Genomic DNA, 15,740 nt, shown 5'->3' with positions numbered 1-15,740 from the left:
GTTACCTCAAGCGAATGCGCGGATCGGCGTAGGCGTACAGAATGTCCGCCAGCAGATTGCCGAGAATGGTCAGGGCCGCCAGAAAAAGCGTGAACCCCATCAATACCGGGTAATCACGCGCCGCCAGCGAATCGATATGGATATGCCCGGCACCCGGCCAGTTGAAGATTTTTTCGGTGATCAGCGCGCCGGAGAACAATCCCGGCAGCTCGAACCCCAGCAGGGTGACGATCGGCAACAGCGCATTGCGCAGCGCGTGTTTGAGGATCACCGTTTTCTCCCTGAGCCCCTTGGCGCGCGCGGTGCGGATATAGTCCATGCGGATCACGTCCAGCATGCTGGCGCGGAAATAGCGCGTCAGGCTGCCGGCCTGCAGCATCACCAGCGCCAGCACCGGCAGCAGCAGGTGCGCCGCCACCTCCAGCGCCCACGCCAGCCCGCTCGCTTCGCTTCCGGTGCGCAGCATGCCGCCCGCCGGTAGCCAGTGCAGATCGACGGCGAACCATTTGATCAGCAGCAGACACAGGAAGAACGTCGGAAACGACATGGCGGCGAACACCGCCACGGTGATCAGATGATCGAACAGCGAATAGGGTTTCATCGCCGAGATCACCCCCACCGCCAGCGCGATGCCCCAATACAGCACCATCGCCACCGCCGCCAGCAGGAACGAGTTCCAGATGTATTGGTTCAGCAGCGTGCTGACCGGGATCTGATACTGCAGCGAAAAACCGAGATCGCCCTGCAGCAGCCGGCCGAGCCAGTGCAGGTAGCGGCTGAACAACGGCTGATCCAACCCGTACAGCGCCCGCAGCTCGGCGGCGCGTTGCGCGGTCAGGTTGATGTTGCCGTCGATAAAGTCGCCGGGCGCCAGGGCGAAGATGCAAAAAATCAGCAAGGAAGCCAACAGCAGCATCGGGATAGTCTGCAACAGACGGCGCAGGATAAAATTTCTCATCGCGAATTCCATCGCCGCCGCCCGGAGTGGCGCGGCGGCGTCAGGGCGTTACGGCGCCGGCTTGACGTTCGGCAGGCTGCCGACCAAGCCGTTGTAGATATCCGGTTTAAAGCCGGTGACGCGCGCGCTGCTGGCGCTCAAAATCTCGCGGTTGCCGAGCAGGATCACCGGCGGATCGTCCGCCAGCGCCTGATACAGCTGATGGTACAGCGGCTTGCGCTGCGCGATATCCAGCGTGGCGTTGGCCCTGGCGATCAGCGCGTCTACCTGCGGGTTGTGATAACCGGTCTCGCTCTCGCGACTGATGAAATCGCGCACGCCGTCGTGCGGATCGTTCAGCGTGCTGGTGCTGAGGGACGCCAGGTCGTAATTGCCCGCCTTGCGCTGCGCCAGCAGCGCGTTGAAGTCCAATACCTGCGGTTTCAGCACCACGCCGAGCCGGCGGTAGTTGTCCTTGGCGATCGGCACCAGCGCATCGTTGATCAGCTTTTTGGTCACCAGCAGCGTCAGCTCCAGCTTCTTACCGTCTTTTTGCCGAATGCCGTCCGCACCCACTCGCCAACCGGCCTCGTCCAACAGCTTCCCGGCCTTGTCGAGATCGTAAGCGTAGGGATTGATGCCGTTCGCGTCATAGGCCCAGGAGATCGGCGAGATCGGCTGGTTGGCGACCTTGCCGTACCCCTGGTACACCACGGCGATCAGTTTTTGCCGATCCAGGCCGTAGATCAGCGCCTGGCGCACCCGTTTGTCCTGCAGCGCCGGGCGCTTGAGATTGAAGTCGATGCGGCTGTAATCGCTTGAGCTGTAGAGGTTGATATTGGCGAAGCCGAGCAGCTTGAGCTGTTCGATATCGTCCGGCTTGGCGGTAAAGGCGTCGTAGTCGGTCTCACCGGTCTGGAACAGCTGGAAGTTGGTGGCCGGGTTGGTGACGCGGTAGATAAAGCGCGCCATCGGCGGCGTACCGAGATAGAAGTTCGGGTTGGCGTGGAAGCGGATCTCCTGCCCCGGCACGTACTTGTCGTAAATATAGGGGCCGTTGCCGAGCGGCTTGCCGTTGAAGGCGCGCACGCCGTCGAGCTTGCCACGCTGATAGTCTTTGCCGTAGTAAGCCCGCGACAAGACCGGCCCACCAATCAGTTGCAGCGTAGTGGCGCCCGGTTGGGTGGTCACGATCTGAATGGTGCGATCGTCGATCACCTTCAGGCCGCTGATGCCGGCGGCGGTGCCGTTTTTGTACTCGGCGCCGCCCTGGATGTGCGCCGGCGTGATGTCGGTGTCGCCGTCATAGGCCGGATCGTGCAGCAGCGTCAGGGTAAAGGCAATATCGTCGGCCTTCAGCGGCGAGCCGTCGCTGTAGACCAGATTCGGCCGCAGCTTGATGGTGTAAGTCAGATTATCGGGGCTGACCTGCCAGGACTCCGCCAACCGCCCTTCCGGCTTGCCCTGGCTGTCCAGGCCGATCAGGCGGCTGAAGATCACGTCGGTCACGTTCTCGTCCCAGCCGTTGGTGAACAGATACGGGTTGAAAATCCCCTGCGGCTCCGAGATGCCCGCCACCACGGTGTCTTTGCGCAGCTTGGCGGCGGCTGGCACCCGAGCGGCGTCGCTGGCCGGCGTGATGCCTTCGGCCAGCGTTTCCGCCTGCACGCCTGCGCTCAACCCCAGCGCGCAGACCAGCGCCAGCGGCGTCAGCCGATAACGCAACAGTTTGTTTAGCCTATTTTTTATTCCACTCACCCACAGCCCCTCGTCTTCCCGTTGATAAAAATGTGACAAAATTTATCGCAGAGTAATGGGCGGCTGGAGGGCTGTCTAACAACGAAACCGGCATTCCATTGCCGAAAAAAGCATTATGAATTTTTCTGGGGCGAAGCGCCGTGCAAAATGCGATTCAGCCTGCCGCCGCCAGCCCCCGAATAAGTTTGGCTAAGGTTTTGATCGCCTCTTCAAACCGATCGTTCCATTCAAAAGAGGCGTTGAGGCGGAAGCAGTGGTTGAAATGGTCGCCGGTCGTAAACATGCGCCCTGGCGCGATGCTGATCCCCCGGGAAAGGGCCTGCCGGTACAGTTCCATCGACGACAGCGCCGGATCCAGCTCCAGCCACAGGAAGTATCCGCCGTCGGGCTGGCTGACCTTCACCGTCGGCGGGAAATGGTGGGCGATCGCCTGACGCATCGCGCTTTGGCGCTGGGCCAGCAGCCGCCGCAGCCGCCGCAGATGGGTATCGTAGCCGCCGTGCAGCAGATAATCCGCCAGCGCCATTTGGGTCGGCACGCTGGTGGAAACGGTGCTCATCAGCTGCAAACGCTGGATCTGCTGCGCATAACGCCCCGCCGCCACCCAGCCGACGCGAAAGCCCGGCGCCAGGCATTTGGAAAACGACGAGCAATGCAGGATCTGGCCGCCGCTGTCGAGCGCCTTGGCCGGCAGCGGCCGTTCTGCGCTGAAGTACAGCTCACCGTAAACGTCATCTTCAATCAACGAAATCTGTCGGTCGCGCAACAGCGTCACCAGACGCTGCTTGTTGGCCTCCGGCAGGGTGGCGCCCTGCGGGTTCTGGAAGTGGGTCATCAGCCAGCAGGCTTTGATCGGATACTGTTCCACCGCCTGCTGCAGCGCGTCCAGATCGATACCGTCCTGCGGATGCGTGGCGATCGCCACCGCCTTTAACCGCAGCCGTTCCAGCGCCTGCAGCGCGCCGTAAAACGCCGGCGACTCGATCGCCACATAGTCGCCCGGCTGGGTCACCGCCTGCAGGCTGAGGCTGAGCGACTCCATCGCCCCGGCGGTGATGACGATTTCGTCCGGCGCGACCTGCATGCCGCTCAGCGCATAGCGTTGGGCGATGTGCCGCCGCAACGCGTCGTTGCCCGGCGGCAGGTTGGCCAGCGAACTGTGCGGCGTGAACTTGCGCGCTACGCTGCTCAGCGCCCGCGCCAGCTTCGGCTGGGCGAACAGCGTGGCGTCGGGAAAGGCCGAACCGAAAGGCACGATATCCGGATCCTTGCAGGCCTGCAGCACGTCGAAAATAAAGGCGTTGATGTCCACCTGCTCGCTCAGCAACAGCTTCTCGCCGCGCGAAGGCTGGGGCAGCGGCTGCGGACGCGCCGCCACGTAGTAGCCCGACTGCGGCCGGGCGACGATCCACCCCTGGCTCTCCAGCAGTTGGTAAGACTGCACCACCGTCATCAAGCTCAACCCGGCGCGCTTGCCGCTCTCGCGCAGCGAAGGCAGCTTGTCGCCCGCCCGCCACACCCGGTTCTGGATCTGTTCTCTAATCTGTTGCGCAAGCTGCTCGTATCGGGTCATAACCATTAACTGTTATATGAAAAAGTAAAATAACTGTCACTATTATAGTCACTGTACTCCGTGCTTAACTTAACGCCAAGTATTTCACATAAAAATGACAGCTATACTCAAGAGGTTAATTTATGTTCAACCCTAGGAGGCGCCATGCTGGGTCTTGATGCACTGGAACTCGCCAGAATACAGTTCGCCTTCACCGTGTCTTTCCATATCATCTTCCCCGCCATCACCATCGGTTTAGCCAGCTATCTGGCGGTGCTGGAAGGGTTATGGTTGAAAACGCACAATGAAGCCTACCGCGAGCTTTACCATTTCTGGTCAAAGATTTTCGCCGTTAACTTCGGCATGGGCGTGGTGTCCGGGCTGGTGATGGCCTATCAGTTCGGCACCAACTGGAGCTTCTTCTCCGAGTTCGCCGGCAGCATTACCGGGCCGCTGCTGACCTATGAAGTGCTGACCGCCTTCTTCCTCGAAGCCGGTTTCCTCGGCGTGATGCTGTTCGGCTGGAACCGCGTCGGCCCCGGCCTGCACTTCTTCGCCACCTGTATGGTGGCGCTCGGCACGCTGATCTCCACCTTCTGGATCCTGGCCTCCAACAGCTGGATGCAGACGCCGCAGGGGCATGAAATCATCAACGGCCAGGTGGTGCCGGTCGACTGGCTGAAGGTGATCTTCAACCCGTCCTTCCCGTACCGCCTGCTGCACATGTCCACCGCCGCCTTCCTCTCCTCAGCGTTCTTCGTCGGCGCCTCCGCCGCCTGGCACCTGCTGCGCGGCCGCGATACCCCGGCGATGCGCAAAATGCTGTCGATGGCGATGTGGATGGCGCTGATCGTCGCGCCGGTGCAGGCGATGATCGGCGATGCGCACGGCCTGAATACGCTGAAACACCAGCCGGCGAAGATCGCCGCCATCGAAGGCCACTGGGAGAACCCGCCGGGCGAAGCCACGCCGCTGATCCTGGTCGGTTGGCCGGACATGCAGCGCGAAGAGACCCGCTTCAAGCTGGAAGTGCCGTACCTCGGCAGCCTGATCCTGACCCACAGCCTGACCGAACAGGTGCCGGCGCTCAAATCCTTCCCGCCGGAAGATCGCCCCAACTCCACCGTGGTGTTCTGGTCGTTCCGCATCATGGTCGGGCTGGGCATGCTGATGATTCTGGCAGGGGTGTGGAGCCTGTGGCTGCGCTGGCGCGGCGGGCTGTATCAGTCGCGTCCGTTCCTGTACTTCATTCTGTGGATGGGCCCTTCCGGATTGCTGGCGCTGCTGGCGGGCTGGTTCACCACCGAGATCGGCCGCCAGCCGTGGGTGGTGTACGGCCTGCTGCGCACCAAGGACGCGGTCTCCGCGCACGGCGACCTGCACATGAGCATCAGCCTGCTGGCGTTCATCATCGTCTACTGCTCGATGTTCGGCGTGGGGTATTCCTACATGATGCGCCTGATCCGCAAAGGGCCGCAGCCGCATGAACACCAAGAAGACAATACCGAGGGCCGCCCGGCACGTCCGCTGTCCGCGGTCAACGACACTCTGGACGACAGGAGCTGAACATGGGCATCGATCTTCCGCTGATTTGGTTTGTGATCATCGTGTTCAGCACCATGATGTACGTGGTGATGGACGGTTTTGACTTGGGCATCGGCATCCTGTTTCCGTGGGTGAAAGAGAGCGGCGACCGCGATCTGATGATGAACACCGTCGCCCCGGTGTGGGACGGCAATGAGACCTGGCTGGTGCTGGGCGGTGCGGCGCTGTTCGGCGCCTTCCCGCTGGCCTACTCGGTGATCCTCGACGCGCTGGCGATCCCGCTGACGCTGATGTTAATCGGGCTGATTTTCCGCGGCGTGGCCTTCGAGTTTCGCTTCAAGGCGAAGCCGGAGAAACGCCATATCTGGGACAAGGCGTTTATCTGGGGCTCACTGTTCGCCACCTTTAGCCAGGGTGTGGTGGTGGGCGCCGTGATCAACGGCTTCCCGGTCGAAGGCCGCACCTACGCCGGCGGCGCGCTGGACTGGCTGACGCCGTTCGCGCTGTTCTGCGGGCTGGGGCTGGTGGTGACCTACGCCCTGCTTGGTTGCACCTGGCTGGTGATGAAAACCGCCGGTGATCTGCAGGCGCGCATGTATCACCTGGCGACGCCGCTGCTGGCGATCCTGTTGCTGGTGCTGGCTGCGGTCAGTATTTGGACGCCGATCGCGCATCCGGAAATCGCCGCCCGCTGGTTTACGCTGCCGAACCTGTTCTGGCTGCTGCCGGTGCCGGTGCTGGTGCTGCTCAGCGCCTGGGGGATTCAACGCGGGGTGAAACGCGGCGCGCACTACTCGCCGTTCATGCTGACGCTGCTGCTGGTATTTCTCGGCCTGAGCGGGCTTGGCATCAGCATCTGGCCGCACCTGATCCCGCCGGCCATCAGCCTGTGGGACGCCGCCGCCCCGCCGCAGAGCCTCGGCTTTATGCTGGTAGGCGCGCTGTTCATCATCCCGATCATTCTGGTCTACACCTTCTGGAGCTACTACGTGTTCCGCGGCAAGATCAGCCATGAACACGGCTATCACTGAGAAGGGAGGACGCTATGCAAGATAAAACGGCAACCGCCGCGCCGGCGCCCTGGTGGAAACGCATCGGTTGGCTGGTGATCATCTGGAGCGCCAGCGTGCTGGGGCTGTTCGTAGTCGCCTCGCTGTTCCGCCTGCTGATGACCGCGGCGGGCATGAAGTCGCATTGACGCGGCGCCTTATCTGGCCGCGCTGTTGGGAAAGTAGAAGGATACCACCAGCGTGACCAGCGGCAAGGCGCCGATCTTCACCAGTTCGAACGCTTGTCTCAGTGCTTCATTTTTGTCCCAATACGCGTGGGCGGCGAATACGCCCACGCTGACCGCGAATATCCCGCACAGCACCTGGCGCGCCAGGCGCAGCCGCTCCATTTCGTCGAAGATCAGCGAAGGATCCAAATACAACGTTTCAGCATCAACCTGCGGGCGCTCATTTTGCGGCTTCATGGAAAAATCCCCACCACCACGGCGACCGCCTCCAGCCCCTCGCCGCTTTCACGCACGATCCCAAGACGGGAACCGTCTTTTTTCATCCACTCACGGTCGGCAATCGTCATTAAAGAAAATGCCAGGCGAATGACGTCGGTTTTTGCCATCCCGTGACGCCGGGCAATATCGTTCAAACTGTCGTCGATTTCATTGGATAACCGAATCGGCAAGCTGCGCATAGTCCACCTCCTGTGGCCGTTGATTCACAGGGGGAAAGTCTACTGGAAGGGCAAATATCGTTCAATTAGTGAACTGCGTAACGCCTCGCACAGTCCACATGCAACGCTAATGCGGTTTGCGCCCCATCGCGCTGAGGAAGCGCTGCTGCAGGCGCAATAGCTCCTCCAGCTCCAGCAGGCGGTAATCGATGCCGAAACGCAGCGCCACCTCGCCGATGATGCGGCTCAGCGCCGGGTAATGGCGGTGGCTCCAGTGCGGGAACAGATGATGCGTCAAATGCAGGTTCGCCCCGCCGAGCCAGTATCCCAGCCAGCGCGGCCGGGTCAGCCAGTCGAAGGTCGTGGCGAACACATGGTGATACCAGCCGTGCGGCATCGCACCCTGCGCCGGCGCCTGATAAAAATTGGCTTTGGCCCAGTGGGTGCCGATGATCAACATTACGAACAGCAATGAAGAAAGCATCTGGCTCAGCAAATAGACCAGCAGAATTTGCCCGATGCCGATGGCCGGCGGCAGCAGCCAGCACGGGATCGCCAGCGCCAGCAGCAGGTGCGCCGCCTTGCCCGCCAGAAATCCGCACCAGCCGCGCACGCCCTGCTGCGCCATGCGCGCCGCCACGCGGGTGCGGCCCGCCCGGTCCAGCCAGTCGAACAGCCAGATGTAGTACGGGAACGTCAGCGCCGCCACCAGCGGCCAATAGTAACGCTGGGCGCGCATAAAGGGCCGCCAGCGCTGGAACGGCGTTTGCCGCAGCACGCCATTGGCGTCGATGTCAGGGTCGTAATGTTCGATATTGTTATGGGCATGGTGAAACAACACGTGGCGCACGCGCCAGCAGTCGGGATCCAGCCCCAGCGGGACGCTCACCAGGGCGTTCAGCCAGCGGTTGGCCCAGGGCCGACGGAAAAACGCGTTATGCGAGGCGTCGTGCACCACGTTCACCGTCAGGAACATGCCAATAAAGATAAAGCCGAAATAACAGGCGAAAAACGCCCAGCCGTTTTGCTGCTGCAGGCTCAACCCGTAACACAGGCCGCACAGCGCCAACAGCAGCGCCACCTTCGCCAGCATGCCGCCGTCGGCGAAGCGGTGATCGCCGTTGGCTGCCAGATAATGCTGGGCGGCCTGCATCAGCGCGCGATGTAGCCCGCCGTCATCGCGCCGATAGGCTAACGGGCGCAGCGGTTTCATGGCTGCCCCATAAGGCGCAAGAAGCGCTGTTGCTGCGCCAGCAGTTCGCGATAGCCGATGCAGCGATATGCCATGCCGTGCCGCTGAGCCACTTCCGCCACCGCGGCGGCCAGTGCCGGATAGTGGCGGTGATTCCAGCCGGGAAACAGGTGGTGGGTGAGGTGATAGTTCAGCCCGCCGGTCAGGTGTTCCAGCCAGCGCGGCTCAGGCTGCCAATCGCAGGCGGTGGCGAAATTGTGCCGGTACCAACCGTGCGGCATGCTGTCGCCCGCCGGCGCCGGGTAAAACTCAGCCTGCGCCCAGTGGGTGCCCAGCAGCAGGAACACCACCAGCAGCGAGGCAAACATCTGGCTGAGCGCATAAGCCAACAGCACCCAGCCCCAACCGATGCCGTGCAGGTGGCACAGGATCAGCGGCACCACCAGCACCAGCGCCACATGGAGCAATTTGCACAGCACGAACAGCGCCCAACCGCCCCGCCCCGCCAGCACGCATTTTTCCCGCAGCGGCGTTTTATCGAGCCGATCGGACCAATCGAAAATCCACGCGATGTAGGGTAACGAGAGCGCGGCGATCAGCGGCCAGTACAGATGCTGATAGCGCATATGCGGCCGCCAGCGCTGGAACGGCGTCTGGCGGAAAAAGCCGTTCTCTTCGGTGTCCAGATCGTAGTGTTCGACGTTGGCGTAAACGTGGTGGTAATCCACGTGGCGCGTGCGCCAGTAGTCCGGATCGACGCCCAGCGGCAGCGTCACCAACCGCCCCACCAGGCGATTGGCCCAGGGCGCGCGCAAGAAGGCGTTATGCGAAGCATCGTGATTGACGTTGACGTTGAGCAGCATGCCCATGGCCACGAACAGGAAATAGCAGAGGAAAAACGCCCAGGGCTGATGCTGCATCAAACTCAGGGCATAAAACCCGACGCACAGCGCCAGCAACAGCGCGGCCTTGGCCAGCCGCGCGGTATCGGCATAGCGATGATCGCCCGCCAGGCAGGCGTGCGCCGCGCGTTTGAGATCGCGGTGAAACGCCTGCTCGCCATCGGTGGGGAAACGCAGCGGCGGTAATGAGTCAGCCATGCGGTTCCTCCACGGCGGCCGGTGCGGCCACTCGCCCCCAGCCCAGCGCCACGCACAGGGCATGCAGCGCCACGGCGGCCATGGCGATATGCCAATAGCGCTGCGGCCAGCCAAGATAGCCGATAAACAGCAGCGGCATGCCCAGCGCGATCAGCAGCCAGACGGCGCTCGCCCACGGCCGCCCTTCCGTCATGCCGCCCAGCGCCACCGAGCCCAACGCCAGCAGCACCAGCAGCGCCATTTGCGGCCAGCTGATGTCGCCGTAACCGTAACCGTATTGGTAGACGTAACCGACCACCAGCGAGAACAACAGCATGGCACCGCTGAAGACGCTGAGCGCCGAACGGCGGTCGCGCGGCCTGCCCGACGCCGGGCGCCAGGCCAGACGGAAATAGCGCAGGAACGGCAGATTGCTCGCCCAAAATGGATTGGCGGACGGCCGATCGCCGCTGACGCCGTAGCTGAACGGCGTGGTCGGTAGCGCCGGGCAGAACGTGCCGAACAGCTTGTCCCAAAAGATAAAGCTGCCGCCGAAGTTCTTATTGGAATACGCCATGTCCTTGACGTGGTGCACCCGGTGGTGCGCCGGCGTGACCAGGATTTTTTCCAGTACGCCCAGCTTCGGCGTCAGCGCATTGTGGTTAAACAGCTGAATGCTGTAGTGAAAAATCGACACCGTGACGAACACCGACAGCGGCACGCCCGCCAGCGCCAGCAGCAAAAAGAACGGGATCGACGTCAACGACGAATACCAGGAGTTGCGCACCCCCAGCGACAGGTTGAAGTGCTCCCCCTGGTGGTGCACCACGTGTACCGCCCACAGCACGCGGAAGCGGTGGTGCAGGCGATGCAGCCAGTAGAAACCGAAGTCCCACGCCAGCAGGGCGAACAGCCACATCAGCAGCGGCGGCCAGGCGTCCAGCAGCCCCAGGCTGAAATGCGCGGCCACGTAGCCGTAGCAGGTGATCTCCAGCCCGCGGAACAGCCACAGCATGATATGGCCGGAGTTCAGGTTGAACACCAGATCGTGCCAGTTGACCGGCTCACGGCGCCCCCACTGCAGCGCCACCGCCTCGGCCACCACGATGAACAGCATGAACACTATCGGCAACGCCAGATCGCTCATCCTACTTCTCCTTTAACCACGCGCCGGCGTAGGGCCTCTATGCGCAGGGCCAGCCAGCCGGCGAACAGCGCCAGCAGCGCACCGCCGGCCAGATCGACAAACAAATGGCGGCGCAGCTGCAGGATGGAGAACGCGATCGCCACGCCCCACAGCATCCACAGCGCCGTCCGCACTTTGCGCTCGCCGTCGCTCAGCGCCCACACCGCCAGCACCGTCAGCGCCATGTGCAACGACGGCAGGCAGTTTTGCGGCGAATCCACCTGCGTTAACGCCGCCAGCAGCTGCGCGCTGAGCCCAACGCCCTCGTTCTGCGGATAGGCCATGGTGGTCGGCCACAGCAGGTAAACAGCCCCGGCGCCCAGCGCCGTCAGCTGCATCGCCAGCGTCAGCCATTTGATTCGCTGCAGCGGCGCCAGCAAATAGCCCGCCGGGACGATGAGGAAAAACGACAGGTAGAGCCAAATGGCCGCCGGGTTAAACGGGATCGCCCGGTCAAGCGCCGACGGCGGCAACAGGGTTCCCGCCCCCTGCAGGCGATCGGTCAGGCTATACACGACCCCGACCGTCCCCCAGCCGAGCAACATGTGCCCTAGCCTGAACAGCGTATTTTTCATGCTTCCTCCGCCTGGCGCACGATGCGCCGCCGCTTGCGATCGAACTGCGGCAAAACCGCCTGCGCCGTCAACCGCCATTCGAGCCGATCGGTGGCGATGCCCTGGCGAGCGAACAGCGCGATCAGCTGCGCCTGGCAGTGCGCCAACGCCGCCGGGCTGCAATCGGCGATCAGCTCCAGCCGGTGCTCGCCGCGTTGGATCAGGCGGTAATCGCTGGTCAGCGGCAACGCATTGGCGATCGTCCGGCTGCAGGCATCGGCGAACACCGCCTGCGGCTGTCGCTGCGCATCGGGTAACATCAGCTGATCGTCGCGCCGCCCTTCGATACGCGCAATCGCCCGCGTCGGCTGCCCGCACGGGCAGGGTTCCTTGCGCAGCACCAGCACATCGTCCAGCCGATAACGCACGATCGGCTGCGTGCTGCGGGTGAAATCAGTGATCAGCGGCGTAAAACGCTGCTCGTCGATCCACTGCAGTTCGATATGCAAAAACTCTTCGTTCAGATGCAGCGTGCCGTGCGCGCAGGTGGCGGCAAGAAACCCCTCGGTGGCCTGATACACTTCGCCGACCGCCGGAAACACCTGCATCAGCAGGCGGCGATCCTGCTCTTCCAACACCTCGGCGACCGAGATCGCTTTTTTGACCGGCAGCTTCACCTGCCCGGCCAGCACCGCCAGCGCCAAGGCACGCAGCACCTGCGCCGGGGCCACGATGATGCTGGGCGCCTGCCGTTCCAGTGCGGGCAGATGCTCGCTGAACGGCGCGAGCAGATCGTAAAACGCCAGGCTCAGCCAACGGTTGTTTACGCTGTGATAGAGATTATTGTCCGCCCGCAGAAACAGGGCGACGCGCTCGCCGGCCAACAGCCCGTCCGGCAGCATCTTCGCCAGCATGCCACCGGCCCACACCTGCTGTTCGCGCGGGCTGACGACAAACACGCCGCGCTGCCCGGAGGTGCCAGACGACAACCCGACGCTGTAGCGCCCGATCTTCGGCGTGAAATCGCGATCCGCCTCGCTGCGCTGCGCGCAGGCCAGCACCGCTTCCCGGCTCAGCCCGGCGGTATTCATCCGGTCAAACTGCGCCATCATCAGCGCCTTGTCCATCTGCGGCCATTCGGCGAACGGGCGGCGGCTGAAGCGCTGAAAATAGGGGCTCTTGCTCAGCACCCGGCGGGCAAAGCCCGCGAGCTGCCGGGCCTGATGCGCCTCCAGCGCCGCACGATCGCCAAAGCGCAGGCGCCGGGCGCGGAAATAGTGCCACAAGGTCATGAAGGGGATCACAGGTCCCCCTCGTGGCACAGCAAAATGTTAACCTGGCCGCCCGCCCACAGCTGGTTGAGCCGTTCCAGCGTGCGGGTGTACGCCGCCGCATCGTCCATCACCAGATTGGCCAGGCGCGAAGGCCCGCGCAGCGTCTGGTAGCTCTGCGGCGACCAGGCGGCGTCGCTGGCCAATAGCGTCCAGCCGGCGTCGGTGAGAATAAAGGCGCCGATATGGCCGGCCGCATGCCCCGGCAGCGGCACCAGCACGATCTGCCCCTCGCTGCCCGGCAGCGCGTAACCGCGATCGAACGGCGCCAGCAGCGCGGGCAACGCCACCGAGGGAAAAGCCTCCATAAACTGCAGACGACTCTCGAAATCCGCCGGGATCAGGCTGGGAATAAAGGCGCGCTTGAGTGCCGCGAAACCGCGCAGCCCACGGGTTTGCTGCCAGCCTTCGCCGGAGCAAATAAAGTCGAGGTGGCTGAAATCCTGCAGCCCGGCGATGTGATCCGCGTGAAAGTGCGAGACGATCAGCGCCTGGATGTCGCCTTCGGCGTAACCGGCTTCGCGCAGCTGATGCGCCAACGACTCGGCGGGATCGAAATAGACCGGCGTCATGCGGCGGTAAAGGCTGAATACCCCCGACTGCGTGTGCTGCTGAAAATAATGCGCGTAGCCGGTATCCCACAGCCAGCGGCGCTGCCCCACCTCCAGCAGATAGGCGCGCGCCGGGAATTTACACACCCGGAACCCGGCGCCGCGCAGCGCCATACAGCCGATATGCGTGCAATAGCCCACTTCAAATACGGTGACCTTAGCCATGCGGTATGCCTCCTTGCTGCCGCAGCCACTCGCCGGTCAGGCGGATCCCCTCCTCCATCGAGTAACGCGGCCGATAGCCCAGCTCTTCGATCGCGCGAGTCTGGCTCAGAGTCATGTCAAAATGCACCGCCGCCACGCTGTAGCGCGTCAGCAGCGGTTCCTTGCCGCTCAGGCTTGCCCACAACTCCATGCCGCCGGCCAGCGCCTGCAGCAGCGGATACGGCACGGCCTGCAGCCGGTAACGCAGCCCCAGCTCCTGGCGCAGCAGCGCATCCAGCATCTCCGCCAGCCGCTGCGGTTGGTGGTTGGTGATGTTGTACACGGCGCCGGACGGCAATCCGCGTTGCCGGCTGGCCAGCTCCATGGCGTGCACCACGTTGGGAGCAAAGGTCAGATCCAGCAACGCCTGCCCGCCGCCGGGCAGCCGCAGCACGCCGCGATCGCGTTCGAGCTGTTGCAACAGCCGCGGCACGATCACCCGATCGTGCGGGCCAAACAGGCCGCGCGGCCGCAGAATAATATAGGTGGTTTGCGGGTAGATCTTCGCCTGCGCCAACAGCCGCTGCTCGGCGGCGTGCTTGCTGGCGGCATAGTGGTTGGCGAAGCGCCGGGCGCGATAACCCTCATCAAGATCGTAATGCGGCTGAAAATCGAAGTAGATTGCCGGCGTGGAGATATGCACGAAGCGCCGCACGCCGCAGCGCCCGGCCGCCTCCGCCAGCTTGTCCGTCGCTGCGGCGTTGATGCGGTGAAATTCCGCTTTGCTGCCCCAGGGCGAAGACTTGGCCGCACAGTGCCACACCCACTCGCAGTCGGTCACCAGCTCCCGGCACTGCTGCGGCGTGGCCTGCGCCAGATCGAGCGAGTAAAATTCGGCGCCCAGCTGGCGCAACGCTTCGCCGGCCCGCTCATCGCGGCCGGTGGCGCGTACCTGATGCCCGGCCTCCAGCAACCATTCCGCCGCGTTGCGCCCCAGCCCGCTGGTCGCCCCGGTCACCAGCACCCTCATGGCAGCAACACCATGCCGGCCAGCGCCAGCCCGGCGGCGGTGCCGATCAGCATCACCGGCTGGCCGGGATTGAAACGCCCAGAGGTCGCAGCGGCATGCAGCGCGGTCGGGATAGACGCCGCTACCTGGTTGCCGTGATGGCGGTAGATGTCTACCAGCGCCTCACTGGAGACGTGCAGCCGTTTGCGCATATGTTCGAGCGACAAATGGCTGGCCTGGTGTGGCACCACGGTGGCGATCTGCGCCAGGGTCAAGCCGCTGGCGCTCAGCAGCCGGTCGAGGTAGTCCTCAATCAGCGCCGACGCCTGACGGAACAGCGGCTTGCCCTGCATATGAAACAGGAAGTCTTGCTCGCACATGCCGGCGCGCGGGTTGCGGCGCGTGCCGCCGGCGCGGATCTCGCACAGTTCGCTGCCGGCGGGATAGGTTTCCACCAGGCTGGCGAGGATGCCGCCTGTGCCGTCACCGCGCTCCACGATGGCGCAGGCGGCGCCGTCGCCAAAGATCAGCGACGACTCTTCGTGCTGCCAGTCGATGCCGCGCGAAGCGAGATCCGCCGAGACGATGGCGATACGCCGATACGTCCCGGCGTTCAACAGCCCCGCCGCCACCTGCAGCGCAGAGATAAAGCTGACGCAGCTGCTGTTGATGTCGAAGCCCGGCGTACCCGGTGCCAGCCCGGCAACCTTGAGAATATGCGCGGCGGTGCACGGCAGCGCCTGCACCGCTATCGCCGAGGCGGAGATCAAAAGGTCAATGGAGGCTGCCGGAATGGCGCTGCGGGCCAGCGCGTCTTGCAGCGCGGCGGCGGCGAGATCGGCCTGGCTAGCGTCGTCGGCGGCGTGATAGCGGTAAACGATGCCCGAGCGTTTTTCAACGTAGCCGGCCGGTTTCCCCAGGCGGGCATCGAGCGTAGAGGAGGCCACGCGGTTGGGCGGCAACGCGGCCCCGGTGGCAATGATTTTCAGAGGCAACAGCTCGGGTGAGCGACATTGTGTGGTCATTATTGTTATTGATTAACCTGACTATCCATAAAGCGATTCTCCCGCACGGCGCAAAGGCTATGCGGATCATCCCCGGTTTTTATGTCCCAAAAGGCCTTTCATCAAGGCGGTATCTCTTGTTATCAGCTGGCGCGGGCCGACGT

The 15,740-nt window shown here is 63.4% G+C and carries 16 protein-coding genes; 3 read left to right on the top strand and 13 right to left on the bottom strand.

From position 1 onward, the window contains the following. Nucleotide 1: 1 nt before the first annotated feature. The 3 genes from ACUXAC_RS04870 to ACUXAC_RS04860 form a co-directional block, all read right to left on the bottom strand. Entirely contained in the window at nucleotides 2–958 is a 957-nt protein-coding gene (locus ACUXAC_RS04870) for an ABC transporter permease (protein ID WP_048234726.1), read from the bottom strand. 48 nt (nucleotides 959–1,006) lie between these two features. Beyond that, nucleotides 1,007–2,662, bottom strand: coding sequence for an ABC transporter substrate-binding protein (locus ACUXAC_RS04865; protein ID WP_387441901.1), 1,656 nt, complete (start codon nucleotides 2,660–2,662; stop codon nucleotides 1,007–1,009). A 187-nt stretch (nucleotides 2,663–2,849) separates the two neighbouring features. Continuing rightward, nucleotides 2,850–4,268 carry an aminotransferase-like domain-containing protein gene (locus tag ACUXAC_RS04860; protein WP_049202084.1) on the bottom strand — a complete coding sequence of 473 codons (1,419 nt, stop codon included), beginning with the start codon at nucleotides 4,266–4,268 and terminating at the stop codon, nucleotides 2,850–2,852. Nucleotides 4,269–4,412: 144 nt separating this feature from the next. On the opposite strand from ACUXAC_RS04860, the gene ACUXAC_RS04855 reads away from it, so the two are divergent. The 3 genes from ACUXAC_RS04855 to ACUXAC_RS04845 are packed head-to-tail and all read left to right on the top strand — an operon-like array spanning nucleotide 4,413 to nucleotide 6,990. Continuing rightward, on the top strand, nucleotides 4,413–5,813 hold the full coding sequence (locus ACUXAC_RS04855; protein ID WP_454266532.1) for a cytochrome ubiquinol oxidase subunit I: 1,401 nt from the start codon (nucleotides 4,413–4,415) through the stop codon (nucleotides 5,811–5,813). Between the two features lie 2 nt (nucleotides 5,814–5,815). Further along, complete coding sequence (cydB, locus tag ACUXAC_RS04850; protein WP_454266531.1) at nucleotides 5,816–6,823, top strand: cytochrome d ubiquinol oxidase subunit II; 1,008 nt, start codon at nucleotides 5,816–5,818, stop codon at nucleotides 6,821–6,823. Between the two features lie 14 nt (nucleotides 6,824–6,837). Further along, nucleotides 6,838–6,990 (top strand): DUF2474 domain-containing protein, encoded by a 153-nt coding sequence (locus ACUXAC_RS04845; protein WP_071605360.1) that lies wholly within the window; start codon nucleotides 6,838–6,840, stop codon nucleotides 6,988–6,990. A 9-nt stretch (nucleotides 6,991–6,999) separates the two neighbouring features. Here ACUXAC_RS04845 and ACUXAC_RS04840 read toward each other — a convergent pair whose 3' ends face one another. The 10 genes from ACUXAC_RS04840 to ACUXAC_RS04795 all read right to left on the bottom strand — a co-directional run bounded on the left by ACUXAC_RS04840 (nucleotide 7,000) and on the right by ACUXAC_RS04795 (nucleotide 15,597). Continuing rightward, complete coding sequence (locus ACUXAC_RS04840) at nucleotides 7,000–7,266, bottom strand: hypothetical protein (protein ID WP_387441413.1); 267 nt, start codon at nucleotides 7,264–7,266, stop codon at nucleotides 7,000–7,002. Next, nucleotides 7,263–7,487, bottom strand: coding sequence for a hypothetical protein (locus ACUXAC_RS04835; RefSeq protein WP_046687272.1), 225 nt, complete (start codon nucleotides 7,485–7,487; stop codon nucleotides 7,263–7,265). The genes ACUXAC_RS04840 and ACUXAC_RS04835 overlap by 4 nt, the downstream gene beginning before the upstream one ends. Before the next feature lie 106 nt (nucleotides 7,488–7,593). Then, nucleotides 7,594–8,679, bottom strand: a complete 1,086-nt coding sequence (locus tag ACUXAC_RS04830; RefSeq protein ID WP_387441416.1) for an acyl-CoA desaturase — start codon at nucleotides 8,677–8,679, stop codon at nucleotides 7,594–7,596. Then, a complete protein-coding gene (locus ACUXAC_RS04825) occupies nucleotides 8,676–9,758 on the bottom strand; it encodes a fatty acid desaturase family protein (protein ID WP_387441417.1) in 1,083 nt (360 codons plus the stop codon). Before ACUXAC_RS04825 ends, ACUXAC_RS04830 begins: the two co-directional genes overlap by 4 nt. Next, entirely contained in the window at nucleotides 9,751–10,884 is a 1,134-nt protein-coding gene (locus ACUXAC_RS04820; RefSeq protein ID WP_387441419.1) for a sterol desaturase family protein, read from the bottom strand. The genes ACUXAC_RS04825 and ACUXAC_RS04820 overlap by 8 nt, the downstream gene beginning before the upstream one ends. After that, nucleotides 10,881–11,498 carry a phosphatase PAP2 family protein gene (locus ACUXAC_RS04815; protein ID WP_089186084.1) on the bottom strand — a complete coding sequence of 206 codons (618 nt, stop codon included), beginning with the start codon at nucleotides 11,496–11,498 and terminating at the stop codon, nucleotides 10,881–10,883. Before ACUXAC_RS04815 ends, ACUXAC_RS04820 begins: the two co-directional genes overlap by 4 nt. Next, on the bottom strand, nucleotides 11,495–12,781 hold the full coding sequence (locus ACUXAC_RS04810; protein WP_387441421.1) for a F390 synthetase-related protein: 1,287 nt from the start codon (nucleotides 12,779–12,781) through the stop codon (nucleotides 11,495–11,497). The genes ACUXAC_RS04815 and ACUXAC_RS04810 overlap by 4 nt, the downstream gene beginning before the upstream one ends. Beyond that, nucleotides 12,778–13,584: an MBL fold metallo-hydrolase gene (locus ACUXAC_RS04805; RefSeq protein ID WP_387441423.1), complete on the bottom strand. Its 807-nt coding sequence runs from the start codon at nucleotides 13,582–13,584 to the stop codon at nucleotides 12,778–12,780. The genes ACUXAC_RS04810 and ACUXAC_RS04805 overlap by 4 nt, the downstream gene beginning before the upstream one ends. Beyond that, entirely contained in the window at nucleotides 13,577–14,593 is a 1,017-nt protein-coding gene (locus ACUXAC_RS04800; RefSeq protein WP_060424039.1) for an NAD-dependent epimerase/dehydratase family protein, read from the bottom strand. Before ACUXAC_RS04800 ends, ACUXAC_RS04805 begins: the two co-directional genes overlap by 8 nt. Then, on the bottom strand, nucleotides 14,590–15,597 hold the full coding sequence (locus tag ACUXAC_RS04795; RefSeq protein ID WP_387441425.1) for a 3-oxoacyl-[acyl-carrier-protein] synthase III C-terminal domain-containing protein: 1,008 nt from the start codon (nucleotides 15,595–15,597) through the stop codon (nucleotides 14,590–14,592). The genes ACUXAC_RS04800 and ACUXAC_RS04795 overlap by 4 nt, the downstream gene beginning before the upstream one ends. Nucleotides 15,598–15,740 lie beyond the last annotated feature (143 nt).

Source organism: Serratia sp. 121840015-1 (assembly GCF_053627655.1).
This window is presented reverse-complemented; position numbering and strand designations above follow the sequence as displayed.

Bases quoted from the DNA above. Each gene is read 5' to 3' on its own strand.
- ACUXAC_RS04860 (WP_049202084.1), bottom strand. From the start codon at position 4,268: ATGACCCGATACGAGCAGCTTGCGCAACAGATTAGAGAACAGATCCAG.
- ACUXAC_RS04805 (WP_387441423.1), bottom strand. From the start codon at position 13,584: ATGGCTAAGGTCACCGTATTTGAAGTGGGCTATTGCACGCATATCGGC.
- cydB (WP_454266531.1), top strand. From the start codon at position 5,816: ATGGGCATCGATCTTCCGCTGATTTGGTTTGTGATCATCGTGTTCAGC.
- ACUXAC_RS04820 (WP_387441419.1), bottom strand. From the start codon at position 10,884: ATGAGCGATCTGGCGTTGCCGATAGTGTTCATGCTGTTCATCGTGGTG.
- ACUXAC_RS04830 (WP_387441416.1), bottom strand. From the start codon at position 8,679: ATGAAACCGCTGCGCCCGTTAGCCTATCGGCGCGATGACGGCGGGCTA.
- ACUXAC_RS04835 (WP_046687272.1), bottom strand. From the start codon at position 7,487: ATGCGCAGCTTGCCGATTCGGTTATCCAATGAAATCGACGACAGTTTG.
- ACUXAC_RS04800 (WP_060424039.1), bottom strand. From the start codon at position 14,593: ATGAGGGTGCTGGTGACCGGGGCGACCAGCGGGCTGGGGCGCAACGCG.
- ACUXAC_RS04815 (WP_089186084.1), bottom strand. From the start codon at position 11,498: ATGAAAAATACGCTGTTCAGGCTAGGGCACATGTTGCTCGGCTGGGGG.
- ACUXAC_RS04840 (WP_387441413.1), bottom strand. From the start codon at position 7,266: ATGAAGCCGCAAAATGAGCGCCCGCAGGTTGATGCTGAAACGTTGTAT.
- ACUXAC_RS04870 (WP_048234726.1), bottom strand. From the start codon at position 958: ATGAGAAATTTTATCCTGCGCCGTCTGTTGCAGACTATCCCGATGCTG.
- ACUXAC_RS04825 (WP_387441417.1), bottom strand. From the start codon at position 9,758: ATGGCTGACTCATTACCGCCGCTGCGTTTCCCCACCGATGGCGAGCAG.
- ACUXAC_RS04795 (WP_387441425.1), bottom strand. From the start codon at position 15,597: ATGACCACACAATGTCGCTCACCCGAGCTGTTGCCTCTGAAAATCATT.
- ACUXAC_RS04845 (WP_071605360.1), top strand. From the start codon at position 6,838: ATGCAAGATAAAACGGCAACCGCCGCGCCGGCGCCCTGGTGGAAACGC.
- ACUXAC_RS04855 (WP_454266532.1), top strand. From the start codon at position 4,413: ATGCTGGGTCTTGATGCACTGGAACTCGCCAGAATACAGTTCGCCTTC.